At 39.0% G+C, this 15,732-nt stretch carries 12 protein-coding genes and 1 pseudogene; 3 read left to right on the forward strand and 10 right to left on the reverse strand.

Going from position 1 to position 15,732, the window contains the following annotated elements; translation table 11 throughout:
* The first annotated feature begins 128 nt into the window (after positions 1-128).
* The 3 genes and pseudogenes from GQR87_RS15195 to GQR87_RS15205 all read left to right on the forward strand — a co-directional run.
* Positions 129-815: a type 1 glutamine amidotransferase domain-containing protein gene (locus GQR87_RS15195; RefSeq protein ID WP_158970758.1), complete on the forward strand. Its 687-nt coding sequence runs from the start codon at positions 129-131 to the stop codon at positions 813-815.
* A 29-nt stretch (positions 816-844) separates the two neighbouring features.
* Positions 845-2,002: an iron-containing alcohol dehydrogenase gene (locus GQR87_RS15200; RefSeq protein WP_158970760.1), complete on the forward strand. Its 1,158-nt coding sequence runs from the start codon at positions 845-847 to the stop codon at positions 2,000-2,002.
* Between the two features lie 203 nt (positions 2,003-2,205).
* Positions 2,206-2,592, forward strand: a pseudogene (locus GQR87_RS15205) (zinc-binding dehydrogenase); the annotation flags it as partial.
* 32 nt (positions 2,593-2,624) lie between these two features.
* Here GQR87_RS15205 and tilS read toward each other — a convergent pair.
* The 10 genes from tilS to bamA all read right to left on the reverse strand — a co-directional run bounded on the left by tilS (position 2,625) and on the right by bamA (position 15,714).
* Positions 2,625-3,980 carry a tRNA lysidine(34) synthetase TilS gene (tilS, locus tag GQR87_RS15210; protein ID WP_158970762.1) on the reverse strand — a complete coding sequence of 452 codons (1,356 nt, stop codon included), beginning with the start codon at positions 3,978-3,980 and terminating at the stop codon, positions 2,625-2,627.
* Positions 3,981-4,068: 88 nt separating this feature from the next.
* On the reverse strand, positions 4,069-5,025 hold the full coding sequence (gene accA / locus GQR87_RS15215) for an acetyl-CoA carboxylase carboxyl transferase subunit alpha (protein WP_158970764.1): 957 nt from the start codon (positions 5,023-5,025) through the stop codon (positions 4,069-4,071).
* Positions 5,026-5,073: 48 nt separating this feature from the next.
* Positions 5,074-8,571 carry a DNA polymerase III subunit alpha gene (dnaE, locus tag GQR87_RS15220; protein ID WP_158970766.1) on the reverse strand — a complete coding sequence of 1,166 codons (3,498 nt, stop codon included), beginning with the start codon at positions 8,569-8,571 and terminating at the stop codon, positions 5,074-5,076.
* A complete protein-coding gene (rnhB, locus tag GQR87_RS15225) occupies positions 8,571-9,164 on the reverse strand; it encodes a ribonuclease HII (protein ID WP_158970768.1) in 594 nt (197 codons plus the stop codon). The genes dnaE and rnhB overlap by 1 nt, the downstream gene beginning before the upstream one ends.
* On the reverse strand, positions 9,164-10,321 hold the full coding sequence (gene lpxB, locus GQR87_RS15230) for a lipid-A-disaccharide synthase (protein WP_158970770.1): 1,158 nt from the start codon (positions 10,319-10,321) through the stop codon (positions 9,164-9,166). The genes rnhB and lpxB overlap by 1 nt, the downstream gene beginning before the upstream one ends.
* Positions 10,322-10,324: 3 nt before the next feature.
* Complete coding sequence (gene lpxA, locus GQR87_RS15235; protein WP_158970772.1) at positions 10,325-11,092, reverse strand: acyl-ACP--UDP-N-acetylglucosamine O-acyltransferase; 768 nt, start codon at positions 11,090-11,092, stop codon at positions 10,325-10,327.
* Positions 11,093-11,095: 3 nt separating this feature from the next.
* Positions 11,096-11,542 carry a 3-hydroxyacyl-ACP dehydratase FabZ gene (gene fabZ, locus GQR87_RS15240; protein WP_158970774.1) on the reverse strand — a complete coding sequence of 149 codons (447 nt, stop codon included), beginning with the start codon at positions 11,540-11,542 and terminating at the stop codon, positions 11,096-11,098.
* A 36-nt stretch (positions 11,543-11,578) separates the two neighbouring features.
* Entirely contained in the window at positions 11,579-12,613 is a 1,035-nt protein-coding gene (lpxD, locus tag GQR87_RS15245) for a UDP-3-O-(3-hydroxymyristoyl)glucosamine N-acyltransferase (RefSeq protein WP_158970776.1), read from the reverse strand.
* 58 nt (positions 12,614-12,671) lie between these two features.
* Positions 12,672-13,187, reverse strand: a complete 516-nt coding sequence (locus tag GQR87_RS15250) for an OmpH family outer membrane protein (protein ID WP_158970778.1) — start codon at positions 13,185-13,187, stop codon at positions 12,672-12,674.
* Between the two features lie 49 nt (positions 13,188-13,236).
* The gene (gene bamA, locus GQR87_RS15255) at positions 13,237-15,714 is read right to left on the reverse strand and encodes an outer membrane protein assembly factor BamA (RefSeq protein WP_158970780.1); all 2,478 of its coding nucleotides are present in this window, start codon (positions 15,712-15,714) and stop codon (positions 13,237-13,239) included.
* Positions 15,715-15,732 lie beyond the last annotated feature (18 nt).

Consider the following 15,732-nt stretch of genomic DNA (forward strand, 5'->3'; position numbering starts at 1 on the left):
TCAATAATTAAGACAATGTTGTCAGTTTATACTGCATTGTTCACAGTTACCTTCATCCATATACTAGGTACATAGCAAATAACATGTATTCACTTTTGAATACTTTAAAATTAAAAGGTTGAATAATTATGTCTAGAAAAATATTGATGGTACTGACTTCACATGATCAGCTTGGTGATACAGGTCAAAAAACAGGTTTTTGGGTGGAAGAGTTTGCCGCCCCTTATTATGTATTTATCGATGCCGGTGTCGAAGTCACATTAGCCACCCCCAAAGGTGGACAAGCACCGATTGATCCAACCAGTACCTTAGAAGATTTTCAAACTGCTGCCACAGAACGTTTTAATAGCGATGATGTGGCTAAAGAAAAAATAGCTAATACAGTACTGTTGTCATCGGTGAATCAAGCTGATTTTGACGGGGTGTTTTACCCAGGTGGTCATGGGCCACTATGGGATTTAACCGATAATAGCGACTCAATTAGTTTAATTGAAAGTTTTCTGCAAGCTGATAAAGCGGTCGCTACAGTTTGTCATGCCAGTGCGGCTTTATTGAATGTCAAACAAGTATCAGGTGATTTTGTCGTAAAAAACAAAGCAGTTACTGGCTTTACTAACAGCGAAGAAGAGGCAGTGCAGTTAACTGAAGTGGTACCTTTTTTATTAGAAGATGAACTCATTAAACGTGGTGCTGATTATCAAAAAGCCCAAGACTGGCAAGCTTTTGCGGTACAAGATGGCTTAATTATTAGTGGTCAAAATCCAGCCAGTTCAGCACTCGCGGCAGAAAAACTATTAGCACATATTTCAGCTTAGTTAGCCTAATTTTTTAGTTAAGGACAAAAATGTTAAATTTCAATTTTCAAAACCCAACCCATATCCACTTTGGTGAAGGGCAGATATCAGTCATTACCAAAGAAATTCCACTAAACGCGAGAGTTTTAGTGGTGTACGGCGGCGGCTCAATAAAAACAAACGGCGTTTTTCAACAAGTATCTGATGCGTTAGCAAAACATACTTGGTTTGAATTTTCAGGTATCGAGCCCAACCCAACTTATAATACTTTAATGAAAGCCCAAGATATTATTAAAGCCGAAAACATTGACTATTTGTTGGCTGTAGGCGGCGGCTCAGTGGTTGATGGTGCAAAGTTTATTGCTGCTGCGGCTGAATATGAAGGTGAAGATCCTTGGGATATCATAGTTAAACAACAGCCTGTAAATAAGGCATTACCTATTGGTGCAGTGTTAACTTTACCTGCAACAGGTTCAGAAAGTAATGGTAATTCAGTGGTCACTAGAGATGGCACTAAAATTCCTTTTTCTAGTCCACTAGTTCGCCCACTATTTGCAGTATTAGATCCAAGCGTAACTTTGTCTTTGTCAGATCGTCAAATCAGTAATGGCGTAGTCGATGCTTTTGTTCATATCATAGAGCAATACCTAACCTATAGCGTGAATGGTAAGGTACAAGATCGCTTCAGTGAAGGCTTATTACAAACCTTAATCGAAGAAGGGCCAAAAGCCTTAGCACCTGCCACTAAAGATGACTTGGAAGTACGAGCCAATATCATGTGGTCAGCCACTATGGCATTGAACGGTTTGATTGGTGCGGGTGTACCACAAGATTGGGCAACTCACATGATAGGACACGAGTTAACTGGGGCATTTGGAGTTGATCATGCCCGCAGCTTGTCAATTGTATTACCCTCACTTATGCAGGTACGCCGCGAACAAAAGCGTGAAAAGTTACTGCAATACGCTGAACGTGTTTGGCATATAAATGAAGGCGATGACAATGTTCGCATTGATCAAGCGATTAAATTAACAGTGGAATTTTTCAAACAGATGCAAGTACCGACCTGTTTATCTGATGTGGGTATTACTGACAAAGATATCGATTTGTTAGTGGCTCGTTTAGAAAAACACGGGATGAATGCACTAGGCGAAAAAGGTGATATAACCTTAGATATAAGCCGAGAAATTTTAACTAAAGCTTTATAATTTGACATACTTTAGTGGCGTATTTCTCTGAAATACAAAATAAATACGCTGCTAATTCCCCTCTTAGGTTTCTTATTATTCAGGAATAAACATCACTCAAACTATCGATATCAACCGTCAAATACTTCTCGCTTCTTGGCCTGTTGGCGCACCATTAGCTGAAAACTCTAATCTGGTACGCAGCGACAAACCTACACCTAAAGATTTATGTCTATTTTGAAAATGTAGGCGGTAAAGTATTTGATGCGGTATTACCATTACTCAATAGCTGTGCTCGTATACTTTTATGTGTCTTGATTTCGCAATACAATGCGACTGAATTACCTAATGCCCCAGATAGGCTTTCACTATTAATGGGGAATTTATTGAATAAACGCATAAAAATGCAGGTCTTCATTGTTTTTGATGATTATGGTCATAGATACGCTGAATTTAGCCAACAAATGGCCAAATGGTTAATGGCTGGTGAAATCAAATATAAAGAACATTTGGTTGAAGGACTAGACAACGCACCCAGTGCTTTTATGGGATTATTAAAAGGCGAAAACTTCGGCAAGCTAGTAGTCCGGGTCGGGCCTGATAATATTTGAGCTTGAACGATACTTCTTATCCAAAACTCAGGTTAGTTATTATTCAAATAAATAACAATAGACTGTTTAACATCGCCCGTTAAGCAGTCAGCAACTCTCCACTGTCCATTTAGGTACAGAGCTAAAATCTTGTTATTTTGTACCAACTGGATAACTTGTGATCTTTGCCAAGGTGCAATTCGCCATAATTTAAACCACTGTTTTAAGGGTTTGCTATGAGCTGCCTTTGCTGGTTTGAAACGTTTATTATAACTAGCTAACTCAATAAATATAGGCCCTTGATCTTGGTCAACCAGCACTGATTGTTCAGGTATTTCTGCATCATCAACATTGAATTCTAATATTCCTAATTCTGCTGGCAGTGGAACTTGGGCTTCTCCTGCCCATTGAATACTGACAGGCGCAAGTTCAACTTGTACAGGGATCACGAATAGCTGTTGGTTAAAACGTCTGAACTGCCAGTTTTGCCACTGTAGAATTGGCTGAGCATCGTCTGTAGCCTGTAATACTTCAGGTTTTAATTGATTGATGACAGCTAAGGGAGGGCTTTGAATACCTTGTACCGACAACCAATAACGTACCACTTGGTGTAGCCAATTATTTGATAACTCAAGTAAAGCTTGTAAAACTAAACTATTATCAGCGTTTTGTACTGCCGCTAACTTCTCAGCACAAATTTCATCTAACAAATCTTGTTGCTGCCCACACAAAAATGCACTACGACTGACAGACTTGGCGAGTTCTGGCCAACGTTTTTGCAATACTGGTAATACATCATGGCGTAAAAAATTACGATCAAAATCGGTATTTTTATTGGATTCATCTTCGCACCAATGCAGTTGATGTTGCTCAGCATAAGCTAAAACGTCTTGCTGAGTGGTGTCCAATAAAGGCCGATAAAATGAAACAGCTTTCTGCTCTAAGCCTTGTATCGTCCATGCTTGATTCATGGACGACAAGCCTTTGGGACCTGCTCCTCTTTTAAGTTGCAACATAAATGTTTCTAATTGGTCATCCTGATGTTGAGCAACTAACACTTGGGCGTTTTCAGGCGCAAGTTCAACTATTTTTTTGTACCTTTCGTCTCGCGCTATAGCCTCAAGACTGGTACGAGAGGCGTTATGTAAAACCACTTTAGCACTTTGCAAGGGTACATTTAAGCTGTCACACACCTGCTGACAATGTTGTAGCCAATCATCTGCAAAAGCACTCAAACCATGATGAATATGAATCGCCTGCAAGTTAAACTTAAACTCTTTTTGCAATACACTCAAAGCATGTAATAACACATGAGAATCGACACCACCACTGTATGCCACCACTATGACAGAAGCGTTATTCAGTGGCGGTGTAGCCAGATGTTTTTTCAAAGTGTTGAGTATTTTCATATTTCTATATAAACAAAAAGCCACCTGTTTACGCAACAGATGGCTTTATTAAAATACATAATTTAAACCAAAAGCTTAAATTAGCTTATTAGCAATATCCAAAGGACATTAATCGGTCATATCTTTGCTCTAATAATTCTTCTTTAGATAAAGACGATAATTGGGCTAGTTGTTGTTTAATGGTGGCCTTTAAATTAGCAGCCATACTATCGTGATCTCTATGAGCACCGCCTAAAGGCTCTTCAACAATACTGTTGATCAAACCTAACTCTTTAATTTTCGGGGCACTCACACCCATAGCTTCAGCAGCTAATGGCGCTTTTTCTGCACTCTTCCATAAAATAGAGGCACAACCCTCGGGTGAAATAACCGAATATGTACTGTATTGCAGCATATTAACTCGATCGCCCACACCTATAGCCAATGCACCACCAGAACCACCTTCCCCAATAACGGTACAAATGATAGGTACTTTAAGACCAGACATCACTTTTAAGTTGCGGGCTATGGCTTCACTTTGGCCACGCTCTTCGGCACCCACACCTGGGTATGCTCCAGGAGTATCAATGAAAGTAATAATAGGTAAATTGAAACGTTCAGCCATTTCCATTAAACGCAGAGCCTTACGATAACCTTCAGGTTTTGGCATACCAAAATTACGTTTAATTTTTTCTTTTGTATCACGGCCTTTTTGATGACCAATAATCATCACAGCTTGACCGTCAATTTTAGCTAAGCCACCAACGATTGCTTTATCGTCAGCATAGGCTCGATCGCCTGCAAGCTCATCGAACTCAGTACACATACGTTCGATATAATCATATGTATAAGGACGCATTGGATGACGAGCTAATTGAGAGACTTGCCATGCGCCTAAATCAGCAAAAATTTTTCTGCTAAGTTCTGCACTTTTTTCTCGAAGTTTAGTGATTTCTTCTTCGATACTTACGTCGAATTCCCCACCTTGATTGACCAGTCTCAACTCTTCAATCTTCGCTTCTAAGTCAGCGATAGGTTTTTCGAATTCCAAGAAATTTCCGCTCATTTAACACCCAATAATATTTGTTGACGCTTACACTAGTAAAATAAAAGACTAGTGAAACTCTAATTTAATTTGTGGCTTGCCTAATAATTGCTGCAATTCATATATTAGCTCATCTTCGGGAGTAACATACCACTGCGCACCTAAGGTCAAGTCCACTTTTGCATCCGGATGTACATAGTGTACCTGAACCGGACAGCTTCCGCCTTGAAAAGGCTGTAAAATAACCTGTAGTTTATCGATAGTTGACGTATTGCACCAGCTCGATTCTAGATGAATTTGTAGCCATTTAGCATTTTTCTCACGGGCTTGCACAATATCCATAGCATCGCGGGCCGACATTGTATTGCCACCAGAGAAATCATCAAAGCTGACCTGTCCAGTTATTAGTAGTATTTTATCTTCCTTCAACAACTCTTCGTATTGCTCAAGCATATCTGGGAAAAAACGCACATCAATTCTGGCACTTTTGTCATCTAAAGTAACAAGCGCCCAACGTCTACCTCGTTTATTGACAATAATACGTACACCAATCACTAAGCCAACCGCAAAAGCAGTTTGATCTCTATTCGTGGGTTTTAAATCCACTAAACGGCATGGTGCATATTGTTTAATTTCAGTCAGGTACTGATTGATTGGGTGACCAGTTAGATACAAACCTAAGGTGGTTTTTTCCCCGTCAAGCCAAACTTTTTCAGGCCAAGGATTAACAACGGCAAAAGCTTGTTGCACTTGCTCTGGCTCTGTATTTAATAAGCCAAACATATCTGATTGGCCAAAAGACTCAGCTTTGGCGTGCTGACCTGCTGCGGCAATAGCATCAGGTAATGAAGCCATAATCGCTGCACGATGTGGCCCTAAATTATCTAAAGCGCCCGCCAGTACTAATTTTTCTAACACACGTTTGTTAATTTTTTTAATATCAACTTTGGCACAAAAGTCGAATAAATCGGTGAATTTACCTTTTTCTTCCCTGGCCTTAATAATTGCTTCAATAGGACCTTCGCCGACGCCTTTAATCGCGCCAATGCCGTAAACTATTCGTTCTTCTTCATCTACGGTAAATTTATGGCTACCCGCGTTTACATCAGGCGGTAATATGGTCAAGTTCATGCGACTACATTCGTCCACCAAAGTCACAATCTTGTCGGTATTATCCATATCAGCCGACATTACAGCCGCCATAAATTCAGCTGGATAATGGGTTTTCAGCCATAAGGTTTGGTAAGAAACCAAAGCGTAAGCTGCAGAGTGAGATTTGTTAAAACCATAACCCGCGAATTTTTCTACTAGGTCGAAAATCTTGATCGCTAAATCTGGCTCAATACCATTATTTTTAGCACCTTCTTGGAATGAGCCTCGTTGCTTTTCCATTTCTTCAGGTTTTTTCTTACCCATAGCGCGGCGTAACATATCCGCGCCACCTAAGCTGTAGCCAGACATTTCTTGTGCTATTTGCATAACCTGTTCTTGATACAGAATAATGCCATATGTAGGCTCAAGAATTTCTTTTAAACATTCATGTTGGTATTCGGCATCAGGATAAGAAATGGCTTCACGGCCATGTTTACGATCGATAAAATTATCTACCATACCCGATTGCAATGGCCCTGGTCTAAACAAAGCCACTAATGCAATGATATCTTCGAAGCAGTCGGGTTTAAGTCGACTAATCAGTTCTTTCATACCACGAGATTCCAATTGGAATACCGCAGTGGTTTCTGAATTTAATAGAATTTTAAAACATTTAGGATCGGTGAGTGAAATCGACGCAATGTCTATCTCTTTACCTTTGCCCTTTTTGACCATATCAATGGCCCATTGAATGATCGTTAAGGTACGTAAGCCTAAGAAATCAAATTTTACTAAACCGGCAGTTTCCACATCATTTTTATCAAACTGGGTAACCGGGTTTTTTCCCTCGTCATCACAATATAAAGGGGCAAAATCGGTGATTACAGTTGGGGCGATAACCACCCCCCCTGCGTGTTTACCAGCATTACGTGTCACACCTTCTAAGATGCGACACATATCAATGAGATCTTTTACGTCTTCGTCTTGATTATAAAGCTCAGGTAAACGAGGCTCTTCAACAAAGGCTTTTTCTAGGGTCATGCCCGGTGTTGGCGGGATCAGTTTAGAAATACCGTCCACAAAACCATAGGGATGACCTAACACTCGACCTACATCTCTCACTACAGCTTTGGCCGCCATGGTACCAAAAGTTATGATTTGCGAAACCGCATCACGGCCATACATTTCGGCAACATGATCGATAACTTCATCTCGTCTATCCATGCAGAAATCCACATCGAAATCAGGCATAGAAACACGTTCAGGGTTAAGAAACCGTTCGAAAAGCAGGTCATATTCTAGGGGATCAAGATCTGTAATATCTAAGGCATAAGCCACTAACGAACCTGCACCAGACCCTCGACCAGGGCCGACTGGAATATTATTATCTTTACTCCATTGGATAAATTCCATCACGATCAAGAAATAACCGGGGAATCCCATTTGGTTAATTACGCCTAATTCAATTTCTAGACGATCATCATATTCGGGACGTTTTTCTTTACGTTCAACTTCATCAGGAAATAAAAAAGCCAAGCGGCGTTCAAGACCTTCTCTCGATACCTTGACTAAAAAGTCTTTAATATCCATCCCTTCGGTAGGAAAATCAGGTAAGAAGTATGTGCCTAATTGAACAGTAGTATTACAACGTTTAGCTATTTCTACCGTATTTTGAATAGCTTCAGGAATATCTTGGAATAATTCCAACATTTCCTCGGCAGTACGTAAATATTGTTGGTCGCTATATTCTTTAGGGCGCCTCGGATCAATTAAGGTAAAACCATCATGGATCGCCACTCTGATTTCATGGGCGTCAAACCCCTCCTGATCAATAAAACAGACTTCGTTGGTTGCCACCACAGCCAAGTCATACTGATTTGCCCAATCAATGGCGCGATGTATATAATCTTCTTCGCCTAAACGGCCTGTACGGGTTAATTCAAGATAAAATCTATCGCCAAAAGTAGTTTGATAAAATTGGCTAATACTTTGTGCCAATTCAATATTTCCTTTGGTTAACATCTGACCTAAGTCACCAGTTTTACCGCCAGAAAGTACAATCACACCTTCGTTATGTTCAATTAACCAATCACGATCAATTACCGCTCTATCTTTAACCGAACCACGTAAATAGGCTTTTGAAATTAACAAGGTAATATTTTTATAACCTTGATTATTCATCGCCAACAGAGTCAAACGGAAAATATTCCCCGGAACATCATCACTTTGAACCCAAAAATCAGTGCCAATTATGGGCTTAATGCCGTTGCTGTGTGCTTGACTATAAAACTTCACCAAGCCACACATATTCATCTGATCAGTTATCGCCACAGCCGGCATATTCAGCTCTTTTACTTTACTGATTATGGGTTTAACTTTATTTAATCCGTCTAACATAGAGTAATCACTGTGTACTCTAAGGTGGACAAAATTAACTGGCGTTTTTCCTTGAGACTGAGAAACCTGCTCTGTCATTATGAGCCCGCCAATTGACCGTTACGCAACACAAGTGATTGCTGGACAGGCTTAAAACTCATACGATATTCAGCCAATGGGCCTAATTCGGCAAGCTTAGCTAAATGGGCTTTAGTGGGATAACCTTTATGTTGAGCGAAACCATATTCAGGATATAGTTTATCTAACTGCAACATTTCTTCATCTCTAGTGACCTTGGCAATGATAGAAGCTGCAGATATTTCAGCAATTAAACCATCACCTTTGACTATTGCTTCACTAGAATAAGACCAAGCTGGACAACGATTACCATCCACCATTACATGTTGTGGTTGTATAGACAAACCTTCAACAGCTCTTGTCATGGCTAACATAGTGGCATGTAAAATATTTAATTGGTCAATTTCAGCAGGACTTGCTCGACCGATAGACCAAGCTAATGCATGGTTTTTGATTTCAACGGCTAAAGCGTTACGCTTTTTTTCAGATAATTTTTTAGAATCCGCCAAACCAGGAATAACATATTTAGGATCTAAAATGACAGCAGCGGTAACCACGTCACCGACTAAAGGTCCACGACCGACTTCATCTACTCCAGCTACAATTTTTATCATTAATTCTGACCAATCAAATTAGCAACAGCTTTGGCTGCCTGCACATCAGCATTTTGGCGTAATGATTGGTGTAATGTTTCAAACTTACTAACAAGTTGTTGCTGGGATTCACTATTTTTATCCGCTAACATGGGTAATAACAGCTCAGCGATACGTTTTGGGTTAACGTCATCTTGCAGTAATTCAGGGATCAGCTTTTCATCTGCGAGCACATTTGGCAAAGCAAAATATTTTGCCTTGTAAAGCCATCTCATCATTTGGTAAGTTAAACCGCTTAACTTGTATGCTGCCACCATATTTTTCTTACATAACATCGCTTCAAGCGTCGCAGTACCAGAAGCAAGTAGTACTGCATCAGAAGCAATCATCACTTCTCTGGCATGACCTATCACCACCCGATAATCTAATTCAGGTAAATGGGTATGAAAATACTCATCTACTTGTTCTTTCCGTTGGCGATTTATCACAGGGATCAATACTTTTAAATTTGGAATATCTTTTTTAAGCAATAAACTTGCTTGTATAAATATATCTAACAAGCTATCCACTTCTCGCTTACGGCTGCCTGGCAATAGAGCTAATACACGATCACTGTCTCTTATTTGCAAAGACTGACGTGCAACTTCGAAATCAGGTTTTATCTCAATATCGTCAGCCATTGTATGACCCACAAATGCACAAGGAATTTGATGATTGTCATACACTTGTTTTTCAAATGGAAAGATACTTAAAACTAGATTAGTGGCCTTGGCTATTCTGAAAATTCTTTTTTCGCGCCATGCCCAAACAGTTGGACTTACATATTGAACGGTTTTAATGCCTTGTTTTTTCAATTTAAGTTCAAGGGTTAAATTAAAATCAGGAGCATCAACGCCAATAAAGACATCTGGGGGATTGGTCAAAAAATGTTGAGTCAATGTTTTACGTACAAAGATTAATCGACGTATTCGAGATAACACTTCAACCAAGCCCATCACTGATAGTTCTTCCATATCAAATAATGAATGGCAACCCTGATTCTGCATCTTGGGTCCAGCAATACCTTCAAAAGTGGCGTTAGGGAAATGAGTTTTAAGTTGTTTAATTAGCCCAGCGGCCAAGATATCGCCCGATGCTTCACCGGCAACAATACCTATTCTAAGTGCTCTGTCGCTCATGATTTAGCGTACAATCCCTCGAGAAGAGTTGGCGATAAAGTCTGCCATAATTTGAATTTCACTAGTATTTTTTGCCATATCTAACAGTTCTGCCACTGCTTCTTCGGCACGATTTCCATTACGGTATATAACTTTATAAGCTCGTTTTATTTGTAAAATTGCTTCAGCACTATAACCTCGACGACGTAAACCTTCAGAGTTAATACCTTTTGGTGTACTCCCCTCGCCTAACATCACATAGGGAGGAACATCACGTAATACAACCACTCCACCGGCTACAAAACTATGATTGCCTATATTACAAAACTGATGAACAGCAGTCATACCACCCATGATAACCCAATCACCAACGGTTACATGACCAGCTAAGGTAGCATTAGACGCCAGAATTGAATTGTTACCAATCACACAATCATGAGCAACATGTACATAAGTCATGATTAAGTTATTCGAACCAATACGGGTAATACCTTTATCTTGTACTGTACCACGGTGGATAGTAGCCCCTTCACGGATCACATTATTGTCACCAATAATCAATTCGGTAGGTTCACCAGCATACTTTTTGTCTTGGCAATCCTCACCAATCGAACAAAATTGATAAAAGTGATTACCTTGTCCTATAGTGGTTTTACCTTTAATCACCACATGAGGTTCGATAACCGAGTTATCACCAATAGACACATCGGCCCCAATAACTGAATAAGGGCCTATTGATACATTTTTACCAATTAGTGCTGAATCATGAATAATTGCAGTGGAATGGATCACCTTTTATATTTTCCTCATAGCACACATGAACTCAGCCTCACAGGCGTCTTTTCCGTCAACTCTGGCCACACCATGAAACTTCCAAATTCCTCGACGTTCTTTGATCAAATTCACTTCCATGTCCAAGCGATCGCCTGGCACTACTGGCATTTTAAATCTGGCTTTGTCGATACCTGCATACAAATAAAGATCGTCAGAATTACCAGCAGTTTTAAATCCTAAAACACCAGCAACTTGAGCTAAAGCTTCTAAGATCAGAACGCCTGGGAAAATGGGTTTACCTGGAAAATGTCCAGTAAAACACGGTTCATTAAACGTAATATTTTTATATGCCACAATAGATTCGTTAAGTTTGTAGTCAGTAACGCGATCCACTAATAAAAATGGGTATCTATGGGGCAAAAGCTCCATAATTTCTTCTATTTCTAGAGGTTGTAAGCTATTAGCCAAGGGGTAACTCCTAAACGCTCAAGATAGTAGGGCTAGCTACTCTGCTTGAAATTTTTCTAATGTTTTAACACGCTGATTCAGGCTAGTAATATTTCTCATGGCAACCATATTTTTTCGCCATTGCTTATTAGGCTCTGCAGGCATACCTGAAGAATAAACACCGGGTTGAGAAATATTCTTAGTGATCATACTCATTCCAGTCATGATCACACCGTCACAGATTGAAATATGGCCATTGATCCCAACTAACCCAGCAATACTACAGTTTTTACCAATAGTAGTGCTTCCTGCCACAACAGAGCAAGCCGCCATTGCAGTGTTTTCACCTATTTCAACATTGTGAGCAATTTGACATTGATTATCAATAATAACTCCATCAGCTAAAATAGTATTGTCTAAGGCACCACGATCAATGGTTGTACTTGCACCAATTTCAACTCTATTGCCAATTATGACACTACCTAACTGCGGAATTTTAATCCACTGCCCTTTATCATTCGCATAACCAAAACCATCACTACCGAGTACAGTACTAGCTTGAACTAGGCAGTTTGTTCCCAATACTACTTCATGGTAAATAGTAACATTTGCCCACAACTTAGTATTAGCGCCAATTCTAGCACCTTTACCGATAAAACATCCTGGGCCTATTTCCACCTTATCACCAAGGATAACATTATCCTCAATAACCGTATGTGCACCAATTTTAACGTCGGCACCTAGTGTAACATTTTTACCAATAACTGCATGTGACGAAATATCATAAGCTGCTGCTGGAGTGGTATCCAAAATTTGCGCTGCTTTTGCAAAACCCACATATGGGTTTGGCATTACTAACGCAGTTTGGGAACAATGAGGTAATTCATCTGGATGTAAAATAATGGCTTGCGCTTTAGAATCCAGAAGCTGGCTACGATACTTACTATTAGACAAAAATGACAGCTGACCATTGCCAGCTTTAGCTAAAGTAGATATCCCGGTGATAAGGGTATCTGGGCTATCTCCATTAGCTAAATGTAATTCAGCTTCTATCGCTTGTGCTAATGCAGCTAGACTAAGTGAATGACTCAAAATATTTCCTTCTGGGCTTTGGCTTTTATTGTAAAATAAAAGCCCTCGTTAATAAAAATTATTGAATTTTATTAACCTGCTCGATCACTTGTTTTGAAATGTCATTTGCTGGATTAATAAATGCAACAGCATTAGCATTTAAAATAACATCATACTTTTCTTTTGCTGCAACGGCATCGATGCCTTGCTTGATTAAGCCCAACAATTTATTTTGCTCTTCTTGAGCACGCTGTTGGATCTCTTGCTGAAGTGGTTGTGCTTTAGCTGTGTAATCATTCCTAAGTTGAATAATTTTATCTTGTAGCTCTTTCTTTTCTTTTTCACTCATAGTAGCCGCATCACGTTGATTTTTCTCAAGGTAATACTTAATGTCTTTTTCTAGACGGCTAACTTCTTCAGTTTTATCTTTAAACTCAGCAGCAATAGATTGTTGAATCGTCGCAGCTTGAGGTAAAGATTGAAAAATACCTTGGACATTCACTGCGCCTATTTTTTGTTCAGCTTGTGCAGTGGCACTGACTAGTGCACTTGTCATTAAAGCGCCGGCAATTAAACTTTTAGTAAAAATTTTCAAAGGAAACTCCTGTTTCTTATTGTTATAGGCTGGTATTCCAACCGAAAAATTAAAATGTTTGACCAATATTAAAAGTGAAGAACTTAGTATCATCACCTTCACGTTCTTGAATCACTTTAGAAAAACTAAATACCATAGGTCCCATTGGTGATAACCATTGTACCGAAATACCACCCGAAGCTCTATAGAGTGATGGATCACTATAATCTATCAAATTATCATCGCTATATTGCTGAATGACATTCAGATCTTTATAAAGATTATAATCAAATTCTGTATCCCAAACATTACCAACATCAATAAACATACTGGTACGTACTGAGTTATCGAAGTCTACTTCAACAAATGGGGTTGGCACAATTAATTCAATCCCACCTAAAATCATAGCGTTACCACCTAAAGAACGACTCGAAAGAGAAATACTATCTGTAGTAGGGTCACCCAGTATAGGGCGTCCACTTGGATCAACTGCCACTGAGTTGGGGCTCAATAATAGCCCTCTAGGACCAACGGTATTATTTTCGAAACCACGTAATGTATCAGCACCACCCGCGGTGAAATGTTGAGTAAAAGGTAATATTTGATCAACCCCATTCACATCACCGTAACCATTACCATAACCCATTTTCAGTCTGGCTAAGAAAGACCAACGTTGATTACGTGATAGTGGAAAATACCATTTACCATCCAATTCAGTTTTGAAATAGTTCACGTCTGAATTAGGAGTAGTAATACCGAATGAAGCCCTCTGCGATGAACCTGCCGTTGGGAAAACCCCTCGGTTAAGAGTTGAACGTGACCATGCCACAGATGCCAAGAAACTAGAATAATTTATAGCTGCATCAGGATCATTTGGGTCGACAAATTGTTCATTAAAACGAATTGTTTGTACATAAGGTTGGTTTTGGAATAATTCAACATTTGAATAAGTTAATCCAAAATTAATTCTATTATATTGGTCAATTGGATAACCAATATTACTGCCTACAGAAAACTGTTTGCTGTTGTATTGAATAAGGTTAGCTGAGCTACCATCGAACTCACTATAAGACACACTTCCTCCCAAACTAATACCGTCAATAGTAAAATAGGGGTCTGTATAAGAAAGCTGAACACTCTTTTGATATGACACAGTGCTAACGTTAAATGCTACACGCTTACCTGTTCCTAAGAAATTATCTTGTTGAATACCAGCTTGTAAGCTTAGTTTTGTTCTATCACCGTAACCAATACCTGCATTAAATGATCCTGAAGGTTGTTCTTTTACAGTGAAATTCACATCAACTTTATCATCTTCACCTGGTAAACGAACAGTTTCAAAGTCTACTTTTTCCATATAAGTCAAACGAGACAAACTATTTTTAGACACTTCTAAGGTATCATTTGATAACCAAGTTCCTTCCATTTGGTTGACTGATTGTCTTAATACTTCATCAGAGGTACTGACATTTCCTTCAAAATTAATACGACGCACATATATACGTTTACCTGGATCGACAGATAAAACTAACTTCACCGTTTTATCTTCATCGTTGATATCTGGAATAGTTGTCACGGTTGGATAAGCATAACCAAAACGACCAAGATACTTACTGATATATTCTTCGGTGTAAGTCACTTGAGCTTGGTTGTAAAGTTGCCCTTTTCTGATAGGTAAAACTAATTTTAAATATTCTTCAAAACCTAATAAATCACCAATTAATTCAACATCAGATATTTCATATTTTTCACCCTCTTGTACATTAAGAGTAATATAAATACCTTCTTTATCTGGAGTCATTGATACTTGAGTTGAATCAATATTAAAACGTAAATAACCCGAATCTTTGTAATAACTAGTAATAGTTTCCATATCGCCAGTTAAGGTTTGTTTTTGATACCTGGTTTGAGATAGAAAATCCCACCAAGGTGTATCAAATTGTAATTCTACTTGTTGCAATAACTCTTCATCTGAATAGATGGAGTTACCCACAATATTAATTTGTTCAATATTAGCTGCGTCACCTTCTTCAAACAACAACTTTAAATCCACTCGATTTCTAGGTAAAGGAGTGACGATTGCAGTGACATCTGCATTATATTTACCAATACTGTAAAAGAAGTCTTTTAGGCCGTTTTCGACTTGAGTCAACATTGTTTTATCTAAGGGCTCACCCACAACAATATTATTGCCGTCTAAACTTTCTTGTAATTGTTCATCCTTAATATCATCGTTATCTTCAAATTCGATACTACTGATAGTAGGACGTTCTTGAACACGCACAACTAGGGTATTACCATCACGTAATACTTGGATGCTTTCGAAGTGAGTAGAAGAATACATAGTGCGGATCAGTTGAGCGATCCTGAAACTATTCATTTCATCACCTACCGTCACCGGTAAGTATGTTAAAGCGGCCCCTAAGGCTACTCTTTGTAGACCTTCAACCTTAATGTCTTTTACAACAAACTCACTATTTGGCGCCGCTTTTGCGAAGCTAGCAATGGATAACAATAATCCGGCAACAACTAACTGTTTAAACTTCATTGATTAGTATTCTTCCTA

The organism is Paraglaciecola sp. L3A3 (assembly GCF_009796765.1).
Taxonomy (GTDB): domain Bacteria; phylum Pseudomonadota; class Gammaproteobacteria; order Enterobacterales; family Alteromonadaceae; genus Paraglaciecola.

What these genes read in the sequence shown, in the direction of transcription:
- bamA (WP_158970780.1), bottom strand. Translation starts at nt 15,714, where the DNA reads ATGAAGTTTAAACAGTTAGTTGTTGCCGGATTATTGTTATCCATTGCT.
- dnaE (WP_158970766.1), bottom strand. Translation starts at nt 8,571, where the DNA reads ATGACAGAGCAGGTTTCTCAGTCTCAAGGAAAAACGCCAGTTAATTTT.
- GQR87_RS15195 (WP_158970758.1), top strand. Translation starts at nt 129, where the DNA reads ATGTCTAGAAAAATATTGATGGTACTGACTTCACATGATCAGCTTGGT.
- GQR87_RS15200 (WP_158970760.1), top strand. Translation starts at nt 845, where the DNA reads ATGTTAAATTTCAATTTTCAAAACCCAACCCATATCCACTTTGGTGAA.
- tilS (WP_158970762.1), bottom strand. Translation starts at nt 3,980, where the DNA reads ATGAAAATACTCAACACTTTGAAAAAACATCTGGCTACACCGCCACTG.
- lpxB (WP_158970770.1), bottom strand. Translation starts at nt 10,321, where the DNA reads ATGAGCGACAGAGCACTTAGAATAGGTATTGTTGCCGGTGAAGCATCG.
- accA (WP_158970764.1), bottom strand. Translation starts at nt 5,025, where the DNA reads ATGAGCGGAAATTTCTTGGAATTCGAAAAACCTATCGCTGACTTAGAA.
- rnhB (WP_158970768.1), bottom strand. Translation starts at nt 9,164, where the DNA reads ATGATAAAAATTGTAGCTGGAGTAGATGAAGTCGGTCGTGGACCTTTA.